12 protein-coding genes are annotated in these 15,510 nt (G+C 67.1%); 2 read left to right on the top strand and 10 right to left on the bottom strand.

The window, feature by feature from the left end; all coding sequences use genetic code 11:
* Window positions 1-107 precede the first annotated feature (107 nt).
* Complete coding sequence (locus tag G6N36_RS16295; protein WP_163687537.1) at window positions 108-1,490, top strand: sigma 54-interacting transcriptional regulator; 1,383 nt, start codon at window positions 108-110, stop codon at window positions 1,488-1,490.
* Window positions 1,483-3,462, top strand: coding sequence for a VWA domain-containing protein (locus tag G6N36_RS16290; RefSeq protein ID WP_163687534.1), 1,980 nt, complete (start codon window positions 1,483-1,485; stop codon window positions 3,460-3,462). The genes G6N36_RS16295 and G6N36_RS16290 overlap by 8 nt, the downstream gene beginning before the upstream one ends.
* A 21-nt stretch (window positions 3,463-3,483) precedes the next feature.
* Here G6N36_RS16290 and G6N36_RS16285 read toward each other — a convergent pair whose 3' ends face one another.
* The 10 genes from G6N36_RS16285 to G6N36_RS16240 all read right to left on the bottom strand — a co-directional run bounded on the left by G6N36_RS16285 (window position 3,484) and on the right by G6N36_RS16240 (window position 15,341).
* The gene (locus G6N36_RS16285; RefSeq protein ID WP_083126795.1) at window positions 3,484-4,065 is read right to left on the bottom strand and encodes a DUF1707 SHOCT-like domain-containing protein; all 582 of its coding nucleotides are present in this window, start codon (window positions 4,063-4,065) and stop codon (window positions 3,484-3,486) included.
* A 158-nt stretch (window positions 4,066-4,223) separates the two neighbouring features.
* Window positions 4,224-4,985 carry an SDR family oxidoreductase gene (locus G6N36_RS16280; protein ID WP_163687531.1) on the bottom strand — a complete coding sequence of 254 codons (762 nt, stop codon included), beginning with the start codon at window positions 4,983-4,985 and terminating at the stop codon, window positions 4,224-4,226.
* Window positions 4,986-5,000: 15 nt separating this feature from the next.
* Window positions 5,001-5,402 carry a hypothetical protein gene (locus G6N36_RS29540; RefSeq protein WP_179964796.1) on the bottom strand — a complete coding sequence of 134 codons (402 nt, stop codon included), beginning with the start codon at window positions 5,400-5,402 and terminating at the stop codon, window positions 5,001-5,003.
* Window positions 5,403-5,476: 74 nt separating this feature from the next.
* Window positions 5,477-6,982 (bottom strand): ArnT family glycosyltransferase, encoded by a 1,506-nt coding sequence (locus G6N36_RS16270; protein WP_163687528.1) that lies wholly within the window; start codon window positions 6,980-6,982, stop codon window positions 5,477-5,479.
* Window positions 6,983-6,991: 9 nt separating this feature from the next.
* On the bottom strand, window positions 6,992-7,762 hold the full coding sequence (locus G6N36_RS16265) for an enoyl-CoA hydratase family protein (protein WP_163687526.1): 771 nt from the start codon (window positions 7,760-7,762) through the stop codon (window positions 6,992-6,994).
* Window positions 7,762-8,922 (bottom strand): acyl-CoA dehydrogenase family protein, encoded by a 1,161-nt coding sequence (locus G6N36_RS16260; protein WP_163687523.1) that lies wholly within the window; start codon window positions 8,920-8,922, stop codon window positions 7,762-7,764. Before G6N36_RS16260 ends, G6N36_RS16265 begins: the two co-directional genes overlap by 1 nt.
* Window positions 8,923-8,930: 8 nt before the next feature.
* Window positions 8,931-10,865: an acetyl/propionyl/methylcrotonyl-CoA carboxylase subunit alpha gene (locus G6N36_RS16255; RefSeq protein WP_163687520.1), complete on the bottom strand. Its 1,935-nt coding sequence runs from the start codon at window positions 10,863-10,865 to the stop codon at window positions 8,931-8,933.
* A 5-nt stretch (window positions 10,866-10,870) separates the two neighbouring features.
* Entirely contained in the window at window positions 10,871-12,466 is a 1,596-nt protein-coding gene (locus G6N36_RS16250; RefSeq protein WP_163687517.1) for an acyl-CoA carboxylase subunit beta, read from the bottom strand.
* Entirely contained in the window at window positions 12,463-13,623 is a 1,161-nt protein-coding gene (locus G6N36_RS16245; RefSeq protein ID WP_163687513.1) for an acyl-CoA dehydrogenase family protein, read from the bottom strand. Before G6N36_RS16245 ends, G6N36_RS16250 begins: the two co-directional genes overlap by 4 nt.
* Window positions 13,620-15,341, bottom strand: a complete 1,722-nt coding sequence (locus tag G6N36_RS16240; RefSeq protein WP_163687510.1) for an acyclic terpene utilization AtuA family protein — start codon at window positions 15,339-15,341, stop codon at window positions 13,620-13,622. Before G6N36_RS16240 ends, G6N36_RS16245 begins: the two co-directional genes overlap by 4 nt.
* Window positions 15,342-15,510: the final 169 nt, after the last annotated feature.

Here is a 15,510-nt window from a genome sequence, read left to right as displayed (position 1 = left end):
ACCGTTTTATGCAGAGCAAGGCTGCTGAGCGTGCGCAGAATGTGACGGATTAACGGCGTGTCCACCGGGGACACGCACGTTCGGGACACAAGTCGTAGCGTGGAGTTGTGACATCACCTAACGATTTGCCCCGGACCGTTGCCGAGCTGAGGGCCTCCGGTCACGTCGAGCGGGGCGTCAAGGCCGAAATCCGCGAGAACTTGCTGGCCGCGCTGGCCGAGGGTCTCGACGCGTGGCCGGGCATCCTGGGCTTCGAGGACACCGTGATCCCGCAGCTGGAACGGGCCCTGATCGCCGAGCACGACGTGGTGCTGCTCGGCGAACGCGGGCAGGGTAAGACGCGTCTGCTACGCGCACTGACCGGCCTGCTCGACGAGTGGACCCCCGTCATCGCCGGTTCGGAACTGAACGAGCATCCGTACTCGCCGATCACCCCCGAGTCCATCCGTCGGGCCGCCGACTCGGGCGACGACCTGCCCGTCGAGTGGCGACATCGCAGCGAGCGCTACACCGAGAAGCTGGCGACTCCGGATACCAGCGTGGCCGACCTGGTCGGCGACATCGATCCGATCAAGGTGGCCGAGGGCCGCAGCCTCGGCGACCCCGAGACCATCGCCTACGGCCTCATCCCGCGGGCGCACCGAGGCATCGTCGCGATCAACGAGTTGCCCGACCTCGCGGAGCGCATCCAGGTGTCGATGCTCAACGTGATGGAGGAACGCGACATCCAGGTGCGCGGTTACACGCTGCGGCTGCCGCTCGACGTCCTCGTCGTCGCCAGCGCCAACCCCGAGGACTACACCAACCGCGGCCGCATCATCACGCCGCTGAAGGATCGCTTCGGCGCCGAGATCCGCACCCACTACCCGTACGAACTCGAGGCCGAGGTCGGCGTCATCAAGCAGGAGGCCAACCTCGCCTCCGAGGTGCCCGAGTACCTGGTGCACGTGCTCGCCCGGTTCGCGCGCTACCTGCGGGAGTCGCGGTCCATTGACCAGCGGTCCGGTGTGTCGGCGCGCTTCGCGATCGCGGCTGCGGAAACGGTCGCCGCCTCGGCGCGGCACCGTGCGGCCATCCTCGGCGAGCAGGATCCGGTGGCGCGCGTCGTCGACCTCTCGACGGTGATCGATGTGCTGCGCGGCAAGCTGGAGTTCGAATCCGGCGAGGAAGGCCGCGAACAGGCCGTGCTCGAACACCTGCTGCGCCGTGCCACCGCGGACACCGCGCAGCGGCTGCTCGGCGGCATCGATGTCGGGCCGCTGGTGATGGCGATCGAGAACGGTTCCGCGGTGACCACCGGTGAGCGCGTGTCCTCCCGTGACGTGCTGGCAGCGGTCCCCGAGGTTCCGGCGATCGCCGAGATCCAGCAGCGGCTCGAGGCGACGACGGACGGACAGCGCGCGGCGGCCGTCGAGATGGCGCTCGAGGCGCTGTATCTGGCCAAACGGATCGACAAGGTGTCCTCAGAAGGCGAAACCGTCTATGGCTAAACGCACATCGCGATATTCGCGATACACCGGCGGACCCGATCCGCTGGCGCCGCCGATCGACCTGCGCGAGGCGCTCGAGCAGATCGGCCAGGACGTCATGGAGGGCAGCTCACCCCGGCGCGCGCTGTCGGAGCTCATGCGGCGCGGCACGCAGAACATGCGCGGCGCCGACAAGCTCGCCGCCGAGGCCAACCGGCGGCGCCGGGAACTGTTGCAGCGCAACAACCTCGACGGCACCCTGCAGGAGATCAAGAAGCTGCTGGACGACGCGGTGCTCGCCGAGCGCAAGGAGCTGGCGCGTGCGCTGGACGACGACGCGCGGTTCAACGAGATGCGCATCGAGTCGTTGCCGCCCTCGCCGGCGAAGGCCGTGCAGGAGCTCTCCGACTATGACTGGCGCAGTGCAGAGGCGCGCGAAAAATACGACCAGATCAAGGATCTCCTCGGCCGCGAGATGCTCGACCAGCGCTTCGCGGGCATGAAGCAGGCGATGGAGAACGCCACCGACGAAGACCGCCAACGTGTCAACGAGATGCTCGACGATCTCAACGACCTGCTGGACAAGCATGCGCAGGGCAACGACACGCAGGAAGATTTTCAAAACTTCATGGACAAGCACGGCGAGTTCTTCCCGGAGAACCCGCGCAACGTCGAGGAGCTGCTGGACTCTTTGGCCAAGCGTGCCGCCGCCGCACAGCGTTTCCGTAACAGCCTGTCGGCTGATCAACGCGCTGAGCTTGATGCGCTGGCGCAGCAGGCATTTGGATCACCGTCGCTGATGAATGCGCTCAACCGGCTCGACGGCCACCTACAGGCGGCCCGGCCGGGCGAAGACTGGGATGGTTCGTCGCGGTTCTCCGGTGACAATCCGATGGGCATGGGTGAGGGCACCCAGGCGATGGCCGACATCGCCGAACTGGAGGAGCTCGCAGAGTCGCTTTCGCAGAGTTACGCGGGCGCCACGATGGAGGATGTCGATCTCGATATGCTCGCTCGCCAACTGGGCGACGAGGCCGCGATCGACGCCAAGACGCTGGCCGAACTCGAGCGGGCGCTGATGGACCAGGGATTTCTGGACCGCGGCTCGGACGGGCAGTGGCGGCTGTCTCCCAAGGCGATGCGACAGCTGGGACAGGCTGCGCTTCGCGATGTGGCACAGCAACTTTCAGGGCGACACGGCGAGCGCGAGACCCGTCGCGCGGGTGCGGCCGGAGAGCTCACCGGCGCGACGCGACCGTGGGCATTCGGTGACACCGAACCCTGGAACGTCACCCGCACGTTGACGAACACGGTGCTGCGCCAGGCTGGCACCGGCGGCGTCGACATGCCGTTGAAGTTCGCCGTCGACGATGTGGAGATCTCCGAGACCGAGACCCGCACCCAGGCCGCGGTAGCTCTGCTGGTCGACACGTCATTTTCTATGGTGATGGAGAACCGCTGGCTGCCGATGAAGCGCACGGCGCTGGCGCTGAGCCACCTCGTCAGTACGCGGTTTCGCTCGGATGCGCTGCAGATCATCGCCTTCGGCCGATATGCGCGCACCGTGTCCACCGCGGAGCTGACCGGTCTGGAAGGCGTGTACGAGCAGGGCACCAACCTGCACCATGCGCTCGCACTGGCGGGTAGGCACCTGCGCCGCCATCCCAACGCGCAGCCGGTGCTGCTTGTGGTGACCGACGGTGAACCCACCGCACACCTGGAGAATTACTCGGGTGGTGCCGAAAACGGTCCTCAGGTGTTCTTCGACTATCCGCCACATCCCCGCACCATCGCCCACACGGTCAAGGGATTCGACGATATGGCGGGGCTGGGTGCGCAGGTGACGATCTTCCGGTTGGGCAGTGATCCGGGGCTGGCCAAGTTCATCGATCAGGTGGCGCGTCGTGTCGAGGGACGCGTCGTGGTGCCCGATCTCGACGGGCTGGGTGCCGCCGTCGTCGGCGACTACCTGCGGTCGCGGCGTCGGCGTTGAGCAGGCGCGGCTTGCGCGCCGCTAGACCGGCTTGCGCTTCCTGCGCTTGACGCCGACGCTGCCCCACAGCGAGAAGCCGCGGATGCGCACGCACGGCGCTCCCGGCGAACCTTCTCCGCTCACGCTCTGGTCGAAGGATCCCATCACCCCGACACCGCGCAGGTCCACGTTCACCTCCGGCGGCACCAAGATGGTCTGGCCGCCGAAGATCGAGTAGGAGTGGATCTCGACTTCCGGTGAGGTGAAGTCGGCGTACCGCAAATCCACCACGCCGCCGCCGAAGAGAGCAAAGGTGGTCATCCGCTTCGGCACGTTCCACCGGCCGCGACGCTCGAACCCGCTCATGATCGCCAGCAGCATCGTCGACGGCGCAGGCCGCACCGGCCCGCCGCTGGGACCGGCCGAGACGGAACCGGGCAGGTCCGCGGAAAGCCGATCGAGTTCGTCATATGTCTGCGCGGCGTAGGCCCTGGTCAGGCGTTCTTCGTATTCGTTCAGCGGCAGTCGGCCCTGGGCAGCGGCATCGGTGAGGAGCTGCGCCATGTGGATACGATCGGTGTCTGCAGCGCGCCTTGAGCCGTTCCGCGACGCTGGAGTGCTCATCCCGGCCATCTGTTCGTTGCGCAGGCGCTCATCAAGACCATCTGTTCTTCGCGGAACGCTCATCACCGACGAGCCTACGACGAACGCTGGCACATGCAAGGCCGATGTCCAAACTGTGCACTCAATCGATGCCGGCGAATCAGATAGATAAGCAAACTTTATTCCGCGCCGGCCAAGTAGTCGGCAAAATCGATGGTGCCGACGGGGTGCTGGGGTGCGAGGTGCGCGCCCGATCGGTAGGCGGCAACGATGCGTCCCGGGATGGGGGCGGCCAACACTTTGCGACGGCCCCCACGCGCGGCCAGGTACATCCGCCCCAACTCGGCATGCGTGTGCACCGTCGGTCCGCCGATGTCGGGCACCCGGCCCGACGGGTCGGAATCGATCAGCTCGACGAGCCGACGCGCGACGTCGCGGGTGTCGATCGGCTGGAAGCTGACGCCGCGCAGCGCCCACAGCACGGGTGAGTACCGCTGGACACCGAAGCTGGTCGCGATCAGGTCGTGGAACTGGGTGGCGCGCAGCACCGTATGGGCGACGCCGGAGTCCTCCAGTGCTTGCTCGACGCGGACCTTGGTCCGGTAGTAGGGCAACGGGATTCGGTCGATACCGACGATCGATACGTGCACGAGGTGGCCGACGCCGCCGCGTCGCACCGCCGATGTCAGGTGCTGCATCGAGGTGACGTCCTTGTCGCGGGTCGGCTGCGTGGCACAGTTGACGATCACGTCCACCCCGTCGACCGCCGCATCGACTCCGCTGCCCGCGAGCAGATCGGCTCGCCGCCAAGGTAATTCGCCGCTGTCAGGTTGGTTGCGCCGACTCAGCGCGTAGACGTCGTAACCGGCTGCGATGGCCGCGGGCAACACGTGTCGACCGAGCGTGCCGGTCGCCCCGGTGACCAGGACCCGTTTCGCCATGCAGGGCGGCCGAAGCTATCTGTTCGCCGTAGGCAGCGGCGCAGTGGGCAGCGGTCCTGTGGGTAGTGGTGCGGCGGGGAGCGGCGCTGTGGGCAACGGTGCGGTGGGGAGCGGTGTGTTGGCCCGCGGTGCGGTCGGTGCGGGGAATTGCGGAAGTGCGGTCGGCAGGGGAAAGAACGGCGCGGTGGGCAGCGGAAAGAAAGTCGGTAGCGCGGTCGGCAACGGTGGAGGTTGTTCCGGGGGCGCCGAGTCAGGTGTCGCGGAACCCGCTGCTGCTCCGAGCGCGCAACCCGCCACGATCGCCGTCGTTGCGGCACCACATATCACTGCGATGGCGAGTGGTTTGAGTTCCTTGCCGCGTTCGTTAGATCGAAGGCCATGCTTCGGTGGCGGAGTGAATGCCCAGTCCATGTCCATTCGGCGGACCTCCGCATCACTTGCTGATTGGCGAAGTGTACTCCGTGAGGACCTGGTGTGCTCCGCAATCGAAGTCAATTCCGCGTCAGGATGCACACGTGCCTTCTCGGACCGTTGTAGAAGCACGATCCGTCTTTCACCGGAAAGCTGACCAGAGCGGCCTCTGCCGCCTCTGCTGGTCCGCCGCAAGCCAATCCGATCGAGCGCTCGAAAAGCGGATCACATGTCACGACAAGGAATGTCGCGTTCGGCGGGTCGACGATCGTCACGCCGTCGCGGCTCAGCGGAAAGCCAATTGCGCCGCCGGATTTGTTGACTCCGATGACCGCTGTCGGCGCGTCCCCGAGTGCGGGTTTGATCGTCTCGGCTGCCTGCGCGGCGTGCGACCATCCCCTTTCCGACACTGAGAACGAGGGCAACACGAGAATCGACGAAACCGCGCAGACGGCGACCACCGCGACCGCCCCGGACCGCACGAGAGCCGACCGGGCCGACCACATCCAGTCGGCACCAATACCGATGGCGACGAACGTGATCGGATCAAGCCAGGAGTGGTACTGATCTCTCGGCAGACCTGGGTGGATCACGGCCAGAGTCGGTGCGACGACCGTCAGCGCGGCGATCGCCCATACCGTCGTGAGCACCGTCCAGCGTCCGAAGCACCGTGCGATGCCCTGCGCTCCGACTGCGGCGATGGCCAGCGCCACTACGGTGACGAAGACTGTCGGCAACGCCCAAAGCGGAGCAGACGCGACATCTCCGGCCACCGGCCACGCGAGGACGCGCCAGAAGATCACAGGCACGGCGCCGATTCGCTGCCCCACCGAGTTGTTCACCCCGACGCTCTCGGCGAAGAGGTAGTCCCACACGCCGCGTGTTTCGGAGAAGTCGGTGCGCAGTTCGTGGATGGCAACCGGGGTGAGTCCAGCAGCAATGATCAGCGCCGTCGCGGCCACTACGCCGAGCACTGACCGTCGGGGCATTCGAAGCGCATCGGCGACGAACAAGGCGATCAAGGGTGGTACCGCCAGCACCGCCAGCAGGTGGGCGTGGACCAGGAGAACCGTTGCGGCTGCGGTCAATACCCACCAGCCGAGTTCACGCGTGCGCCATGCATACCATGCGCTGGCCGCCGCCAGTGCGGCCACCGGGCCGACGATGTTTGCGTTCCACAGGAACGTCGACGCGCCGATCGCCGACGGGCTGATGGCCATCAGCAGTGCCGCAACATGGCCGGGCAGGGCGCCGCCCACCGTGCGGCCGAGCCACCACGTCGCCGCCACTCCGGCGATGCCGATGAGCGCGATGGTCGTCACCACCAGCGCAGGATCGACGTCGCTGATGAACGCGCTGGGCGCCAGGAGCCAGTAGTAGGCGACACCGTGGTGCGCTGTGCCGGACGACGCTTCCGGTCCCACCAGCGGTATCTGGCCGTCGCGCACCCAATGCAACAGGGTGAGCATTTCGGTGCCCTGATCGTCGTCGAACTCGCCGCGCCCCGCCAACCCGACCAGGCGGACGACCGTGGCGAGCAACAGGATCGCCCCCAGCACGAGCCCGTCGCGTCGTACCGGGGTCACACTGTCTCCCTAGGGACTCGCCCACTTCGGCGGGCGCTTCTGCAGAAACGCCATCATGCCCTCTCTGGCCTCTTCGGAGACGAACAATTCGGCGGACTGCCGCGTCAACGCCTCGGCGTCCCGGTCGAACGCCGCCAGCAGCGAGGCGGTCGTCAGGGCCTTGGAGGCGGCCAACCCCTGCGGCGAGGCCTTGCCGATCTCCGCGGCCAGGGCCGCCACCGTCGCCTCGACGTCGTCGGTGGCGACGGTGATCAGGCCGATGTCGGCGGCCTCGACGGCGCCGAACTTCTCACCGGTCACGAAGTAGCGGCCCGCGGCGCGGGCCGTCAGCTTCGGCAGCAGGGTGAGCGAAATGATCGACGGCGCAACCCCAATGCGCGCTTCGGTCAACGCGAACGTGCTCGCCTGGCCCGCGACCGCGATGTCGCATGCGCCCACCAGGCCCAGCCCACCGGCGCGGACGTGTCCGTCGATCGCGCCGATCACCGGGATCGGCAGTTCGAGGATCCTGCGCAGCAGCCGGGTCAGTTCGCGGGCGCGCTCGACGGCGGTATCGGCGGGGTCACCACCTGAGGCTTGTGCGAGATCGGCTCCTGCGCAGAAGGTTCCGCCGGTGTGGCCGAGCACCACCGCACGGACTCCGCCGTCCGTGGTGGCGTCGGTCAGACCCTGGTGCAGCTGGTCGATCAGCGCGGTCGACAACGCGTTGCGGTTCTCCGGCGAGTCCAGCGTGAGGCGCGCGACACTGCCCTCGACGGAGTAGCGGACGAGCGCGCTCATCAGTACGACCTGGGCAGACCCAGGGACGTCTGCGCGACGAAGTTGAGGATCATCTCTCGGCTCACGGGTGCGATGCGGGCCAACCGCGACGCCACCAGCACCGAGGCGATGCCGTACTCCTTCGTCAGGCCGTTGCCGCCGAGGCACTGCACCGCCTGATCGACCGCGCGCACCGACGCCTCACCGGCCGCGTACTTGGCCATGTTTGCGGCCTCGGCCGCGCCGACGTCGTCGCCGAGGTCGTACAGCGAAGCGGCCTTCTGCATCATCAGCTTCGCCAGCTCGATCTCGATGTGGTTCTGCGCCAACGGGTGTGACAGTCCTTGATGCGCGCCGATCGGCGTCTTCCACACCTGGCGCGTCTTGACGTACTCGGTGGCCTTGTTGATCGCGAACCGGCCCATCCCCACCGCGCTGGCGGCGCCCATGATGCGCTCCGGGTTGAGTCCGGCGAACAGCTGCGCGATGGCCGCGTCTTCGGACCCGACGAGCGCGTCGGCGGGAAGTCGCACCTCGTCCAAGAACAGCTGGAACTGGTTCTCGGGGCTGACGATCTCCATGTCGATCTTGGTCCACGTCATGCCCGGGGTATCGGTCGGAACGACGAACAGTGCCGGCTTGAGGTTGCCGGTCTTGTGATCTTCGGTCCGGCCGACGACCAGCACCGCCTGCGCTTGGTCGACGCCCGAGATGTACACCTTCTGACCTGACAGAATCCAGTCGCTGCCGTCACGGCGGGCGGTGGTGGTGATCTTGTGACTGTTCGACCCCGCGTCGGGTTCGGTGATCGCGAACGCCATGGTGATCGACCCGTCGGCGATTCCCGGGATCCAGCGCTTCTTCTGCTCTTCGGTGCCGAACTTGGCGATGATGGTGCCGTTGATGGCGGGGGAGACCACCATCAAGAGCAGGGCGCAGCCGGCGGCAGACATCTCCTCCATGACCAGCGACAGCTCGTACATTCCGGCCCCGCCGCCGCCGTACTCCTCGGGCAGGTTCACCCCGATGAAGCCGAGTTTGCCTGCCTCGCTCCATAACTCGGTGGTGTGCTCACCAGCGCGGGCCTTCTCCAGGTAGTACTTCTCGCCATAGTTGGCGGCCATCGCGGCGACTGCCTTGCGCAGCGCCTGCTGTTCTTCGGTCTCGACGAAGCTGCTCATGTGTTTCCTTAGGGGTTGTCCACTCGGGCGAGTACGGTCCCGACGTCGACCTGCTGGCCGACCTCGACGTTGAGTTCGGCGAGCACTCCGTCGCCGGGCGAGGTCACGGTGTGCTCCATCTTCATCGCCTCCAGCCACACCAGTGGCTGTCCGGCGGTCACCGAGTCGCCTACTGCGGCGCCGATGCGTAACACCGATCCGGGCATGGGCGCCAACAGCGACCCCTGCGCTAGAGCGGCGTCTGGGTCGCCGAAGCGAGGTAGCGCCGCCAGGTGCACGGGTCCCAGGGACGAGTCGACGTACACGTCGGCGCCGTATCGCGCGACATCGAAGGCACGCTCCACCCCGGCGATGGACAGCACGACGCGATCGGCGGCGCAGGACACGACGCCGACGCCGTCATGGTCGGGAAGGTGCACGCCGTTGCGGGTGTAGCGGTAGCGCACCACGTGCTCTGTGCCGGCGGCCTCGCCGTAGGACTTGGTCTGGAATCCGGACGCCAGGTTGCGCCAGCCGCTCGGTGTGGCGGCGAACACCGTTGCGCTGTCGCGGTTCTGCGCGGCGTCGGCAAGTGCCGCGGCGACCGCGGAGAGTGCGGCGGCCCGATCGTCGCCCAGTGGGGCGGATAACCGGTCGAGGCCGTGGGTGTCGAAGAAAGCCGTATCGGTGGCGCCGTCGAGGAAAGCCGGGTGCCGCAGTACGTTGACCAACAAATCGCGATTGGTCCTGATGCCGTGCAGCCGGGTGCGGCTCAGCGCGTCGGCGAGGACGGCCGCGGCTTGGCGTCGCGTCGGTGCGTAGGAGATGACCTTGGCGAGCATCGGGTCGTAGAAGATCGACACCTGCGAGCCGTCCTGGATGCCGGTGTCGACACGCACCGTCTGCGGTACCTCGAACCGGTGCACGGTGCCCGCCTGCGGCTGCCAGTTCTTCGCCGGGTCTTCGGCGTACAGCCGTGCCTCGATCGACGATCCACGCGACGGTGGCGGTTCGGGATCGAGCCGTCCGCCGTCGGCGACGTGCAGCTGCAACTCGACGAGGTCCAGCCCCGTGGTGGCCTCGGTGACGGGATGTTCGACCTGCAGTCGGGTGTTCATCTCGAGGAAATAAAAAGACCCCGCCCCTGGACCATCTGGGCCGGCCATGAACTCGACGGTGCCCGCACCCGCGTATCCGATGGCCTCGGCGGCCAGCCGCGCGGCGTCGAACAGCTTGGCGCGCATTCCTTCCGTCCGCTCGACGAGCGGCGAGGGCGCCTCTTCGATGATCTTCTGATGGCGCCGCTGGATCGAACATTCGCGTTCGCCGACCGCCCACACGGTGCCGTGCTGGTCGGCCATCACCTGGACCTCGACGTGATGACCGGTGGCGAGGTAGCGCTCGCAGAACACGGTCGGATCGCCGAAGGCCGACTGCGCTTCGCGGCGTGCGGCCTCCACTTGACCGGGCAGCGAGGACAATTCGTCGACGACCCGCATCCCGCGGCCGCCGCCACCGGCAGAGGCCTTGATCAGCACCGGCAACTGGTCGGCGGTGACGGTGTCGGGATCGAGTTCCTCGAGCACCGGGACGCCCGCGGCCGCCATCATCTTCTTCGCCTCGATCTTGGAGCCCATTGCGGCGACCGCGGCCACCGGCGGACCTATCCACGTGAGCCCGGCATCGATCACCGCGGCGGCGAACTCAGCGTTCTCCGAGAGGAATCCGTATCCGGGGTGGATTGCGTCGGCACCGGCCGCCTGTGCGGCGGCGATCAGCTGGGCCGCGTCGAGGTAGCCCTTGGTGCCTTCCAGTCGCACCTGGGCGTCCGCCTCGGCGACGTGCGGAGACGCCGCGTCGGGATCGGTGTATACGGCCACCGTGCCGATGCCGAGCTTGCGGCAGGTGTCGAACACTCGGCGAGCGATCTCGCCGCGATTGGCAACCAGGATTTTGGTGATCATCAGGTTCACATCCGGAAGACGCCGAAGTTCGACGTCCCCTTGATCGGGCCATTCGCGATGGCGGACAGGCACATTCCCAACACTGTGCGGGTGTCTCGCGGGTCGATCACCCCGTCGTCGTAGAGCCGGCCGGACAGGAACATCGGCAGCGACTCAGCCTCGATCTGTGCTTCCACAGCGCCCCGCAGGGCGGCGTCGGCGTCCTCGTCGACCTGCTGGCCGCGGGCCTCGGCGGCGGCGCGGCTGACGATCGACAGCACGCCCGCCAGCTGCGTGCCACCCATGACAGCGGACTTGGAGCTGGGCCACGCGAACAGAAATCGGGGATCGTAGGCGCGGCCGCACATCCCGTAGTGGCCCGCGCCGTACGAGGCGCCGATCAGCAGGGAGATGTGCGGCACGGTGGAATTGGAGACGGCGTTGATCATCATCGAGCCGTGCTTGATCATCCCGCCCTCCTCGTACTTGCGGCCGACCATGTAGCCGGTCGTGTTGTGCAGGAACAACAGTGGAGTGTCGGCACGGTTGGCCAGCTGGATGAACTGGGTGGCCTTCTGCGACTCCTCGGAGAACAGCACCCCGCGGTGGTTGGCCAGGATGCCGATCGGATAGCCGTAGAGGGTGGCCCAGCCGGTCACCAGCGAGCCACCGTAGAGGGGTTTGAACTCGTCGAAGTCGGAGCCGTCGACGATGCGGGCGATGACGTCGCGTGGATCGAAGGGAATCCGCAGATCTGCGGGGACGATGCCGACCAGCTCCTCCGGATCGAACAGCGGCTGGGTGACCGGGCCCGGCGGTGGGCCCTGCTTGCGCCAGTTCAACCTGGCCACGATGCGACGGCCGATGCGGATCGCGTCGAGCTCGTCGACTGCGAAGTAGTCGCCGAGTCCCGAAGTGCGGGCGTGCATCTCGGCGCCGCCGAGCGATTCGTCGTCAGATTCTTCGCCGGTCGCCATCTTCACCAGCGGCGGTCCCGCCAGGAAGACCTTGGAACGCTCCTTGATCATCACCACGTGGTCGGACATTCCGGGGATGTAGGCACCGCCGGCCGTCGAGTTGCCGAACACCAGCGCGATGGTCGGGATCCCCGCCGCCGAGAGCCGGGTGAGGTCGCGGAACATCTGACCGCCGGGTATGAAGATCTCCTTCTGCGTCGGCAGATCGGCGCCGCCGGATTCCACCAGTGACACCACCGGCAGCCGGTTTTGCAGCGCGATCTGGTTGGCGCGCAAGATCTTCTTCAGAGTCCACGGATTGCTGGTGCCGCCCTTGACCGTTGGGTCGTTGGACACGATGAGGCACTCCACGCCCTCGATCGCGCCGATGCCCGTCACGACGCTGGCCCCGACCGCGAAGTCGCTACCCCATGCGGCCAGCGGGCTGAGTTCCAGGAACGGCGAATCGGGGTCGAGCAGCATTTCGATGCGCTCGCGCGCGGTCATCTTCCCGCGGTCGTGATGGCGTCTGACATACTTTTCACCGCCACCGGCCAACGCCTTGGCGTGCTCGGCGTCGAGTTCGGCGAGCTTGGCGGTCATGACCTCCGCGGCCTCGGAGAACGCCGCCGACCTCCTGTCGATGGTCGACTTCAGCGCGGTCACGACTGGAACCCAAGGGTTTTCGCGGCCAGGCCGGTGAGAATCTCCGTCGTGCCGCCGCCGATGCCCAGGATGCGCATGTCGCGGTACTGCCGCTCCACTTCGGATTCGCTCATGTATCCCATCCCACCGAACAACTGGACCGCCTGATTGGCCACCCACTCGCCGGCCTCGACGGCGGTGTTCTTCGCGAAGCACACCTCGGTGATCAGATTGGTCTCGCCGGCAAGCTGCCGTTCCACGATGTGGCGCGTGTACACCCGCGCCACATCGATGCGCCGGGCCATTTCGGCGAGAGTGTTCTGTACGGATTGACGTGCGATCAGCGGCCTGCCGAACGTTTCGCGGTTGCGGCACCACTCGACGGTCAGGTCGAGGCACCGCTGCGCGCTCGCGTATGCCTGCGCGGCCAGCCCGACGCGTTCGGAGACGAATGCGCCTGCGATTTGGATGAATCCGGTGTTCTCCCCGCCGATGAGGTTGGCGGCGGGCACCCGCACATCTGTGTAGGAGAGCTCGGCGGTGTCGCTGGACCGCCAGCCCATTTTGTCCAGTTTCCGGCTGACCTCGAATCCGGGTGTCTTCTTGTCGACGACGATCAGCGAAACACCGGCAGCGCCGCCGCCTCCCGTGCGCGCCGCGGTCACCACATAGTCCGCCCGCACACCGGAGGTGATGTAGGTCTTCGCGCCGTTGATGACGTAATACGGCCCATCGCCATGAAGAATCAACTCAGCGCGCGTGGTCAGGTGCCCGACGTCTGAACCGCCGCCCGGTTCGGTGATGGCCAGGCTGCCGATCAGGTCGCCGCGCAATGTCGGCCGCACGTAGGTGTCGATCAACCGCTCGTCGCCGGAGGCGATCATGTGCGGCACCGAGATCCCGCAGGTGAACAGCGAGGCGAACACGCCGCCGGGTGCGCCGGAGTAGTGCATCTCCTCGCAGATGACCACCGCGTCCGCACCGTCGCCACCGCCGCCGCCGACGGCTTCGGGCATGCCTGCCCCCAGCAGGCCCGCATCGCCCGCCTTGCGGTGCAGATCGCGGGGCAGGTCGCCGCTGCGCTCCCACTCGTCGACGTTGGGCAGGATCTCGCGTTCTGCGAACGCCCGCACCGTCTTTCGAAGTTGTTCGCGTTCCGGGGTGTGCCAGATGCTCATGCGGTTTCCTCGGGTATTTCTCGACAGAACTCGACAGGCATGTCGATGGTGCGGCTGCGCAGCCACTCGCCCAGCCCCTTGGCCTGTGGATCGAAGCGGGCCTGATAGGCCACACCCTGGCCGAGGATACCCTCGATCACGAAGTTGATCGCCCGCAATTGCGGCAGCAGATGACGGGTGACTTCCAGATCGGCTGTCTCAGGCAGCAATTCGCGAAGCTTGTCGATGGTGAGGGTGTGTGCCAGCCATCGCCAGTGGTCGTCGCGCCGTACCCACAACCCGACGTTGGCGCTACCGCCCTTGTCGCCGCTGCGCGCGCCCGCAATCCGTCCCAGCGGCACGCGTCGGGTGTCGCCGTCGGGGAATGGTTCGGGCAATGCCGGCGTTGGGACATCGGCCAGTTCCCGGGTCGCCGAGGCGGCGGGAATGTCGGTGCGGCTGCCGTCGGCGTGCACGGCGACATGGGCGACCTCGGTGGCGGGCACGAATGCGGGGCGGAAAATGCCGAAGATCTGACCGTCACCCGGTGGCGCGGTGCTGGTGAAACCTGGATAGCTCGACAACGCGAGTTCGACAGCCGCCGAGGAGAATTGACGCCCGACGTTGGCGGGATCGGGGTCGCGCACCACGCATCGCAGCAATGCACTGGCGGCTTCCTCGGTGTCGGCGTCGGCGTGATCGGTGCGCGCCAGCGTCCACTGCATCTCGGCGGGCTTGACCGCCAAGGCGCTCTCGAGCTGGCTGCGTACCAACGCGGCCTTGGCCTCGATGTCCAATCCGGTGAGCACCAGCGTCATCTCGTTGCGGAATCCGCCGATGCTGTTGAGCGAGACCTTCAACGTCGGAGGCGGTGCTTCGCCCGTCACCCCGCTGATGCGAACGCGGTCCGGCCCGTCGTCGCCGAGTTCGATGGTGTCGACGCGCAGCGTCGCATCGGGATTGGCGTATCGCGCCCCGGTGATCTCGTAGAGCAGTTGTGCGGTGACGGTGTCGACGGTGACCGCTCCGCCGGTGCCCGGGTGTTTGGTGATGACCGACGAGCCGTCGGAGTGGATTTCGGCGAGCGGAAAGCCCGGATGCGTGAGATCGGCTATCTCGGTGAAGAACGAGTAGTTGCCGCCGGTGGCCTGCGCGCCACACTCGATGACGTGGCCCGCGGCGATCGCGCCCGCGAGCCGGTCGTAATCGGTGCGATCCCATCCGTGATGCGCGGCGGCCGGCCCGACGATGACCGACGCGTCGGTGACGCGACCGGTGACGACGACGTCCGCGCCGGAGTTCAGGCAGTCGACGATGCCCCACGCGCCGAGATACGCATTGGCCGCCAACGGTGCGCCTTGAAAGCCCAACTCCTCGGCCCGTGGCAGCAGATCGTCGCCCTCGACGTGGGCCACCCGCACGCGCAGCCCGAGACGGTCCGCCAGACCGCGCACCGCCTGTGCCAAACCGGCCGGGTTGAGGCCGCCAGCGTTCGCGACGATCCGCACGCCGCGATCCAGCGCGGTGCCGAGGCACTCCTCGAGCTGGATCAGAAAGGTCTTCGCGTAGCCGCGGTCGGGCGACTTGGCGCGGTCGCGCGCCAGGATCAGCATGGTGAGTTCGGCGAGGTAGTCGCCGGTGAGGTAGTCCAGCTCACCGCCGGTGAGCATCTCCCGCATGGCCGCGAGACGGTCACCGTAGAAACCGGAGTGATTTCCGATGCGGACCGCAGGTGTCACCTACTCGCTCCCCTCGTCATCGAGACGGGCCAACCAACCGGTAGGTTAGCCGTCGCTGTCGCCGAGAGTGCACACCGGGTCGTGCATACGCGGCGACAACAGTCGTGGCTGCACTTTCGGCGTCAGGAGCTCCGTCGCTACCAGCTATTTCATCGCTGCCACCCACCGT

It is taken from the genome of Mycolicibacterium gadium (assembly GCF_010728925.1).
GTDB lineage: Bacteria > Actinomycetota > Actinomycetes > Mycobacteriales > Mycobacteriaceae > Mycobacterium > Mycobacterium gadium.
Note: the sequence above shows the minus strand (reverse complement) of the source record. Positions and strands in the feature narration are given on the sequence as shown.

What these genes read in the sequence shown, in the direction of transcription:
- G6N36_RS16290 (WP_163687534.1), top strand. Translation starts at nt 1,483, where the DNA reads ATGGCTAAACGCACATCGCGATATTCGCGATACACCGGCGGACCCGAT.
- G6N36_RS16285 (WP_083126795.1), bottom strand. Translation starts at nt 4,065, where the DNA reads ATGAGCACTCCAGCGTCGCGGAACGGCTCAAGGCGCGCTGCAGACACC.
- G6N36_RS29540 (WP_179964796.1), bottom strand. Translation starts at nt 5,402, where the DNA reads ATGGACATGGACTGGGCATTCACTCCGCCACCGAAGCATGGCCTTCGA.
- G6N36_RS16245 (WP_163687513.1), bottom strand. Translation starts at nt 13,623, where the DNA reads ATGAGCATCTGGCACACCCCGGAACGCGAACAACTTCGAAAGACGGTG.
- G6N36_RS16280 (WP_163687531.1), bottom strand. Translation starts at nt 4,985, where the DNA reads ATGGCGAAACGGGTCCTGGTCACCGGGGCGACCGGCACGCTCGGTCGA.
- G6N36_RS16265 (WP_163687526.1), bottom strand. Translation starts at nt 7,762, where the DNA reads ATGAGCGCGCTCGTCCGCTACTCCGTCGAGGGCAGTGTCGCGCGCCTC.
- G6N36_RS16260 (WP_163687523.1), bottom strand. Translation starts at nt 8,922, where the DNA reads ATGAGCAGCTTCGTCGAGACCGAAGAACAGCAGGCGCTGCGCAAGGCA.
- G6N36_RS16255 (WP_163687520.1), bottom strand. Translation starts at nt 10,865, where the DNA reads ATGATCACCAAAATCCTGGTTGCCAATCGCGGCGAGATCGCTCGCCGA.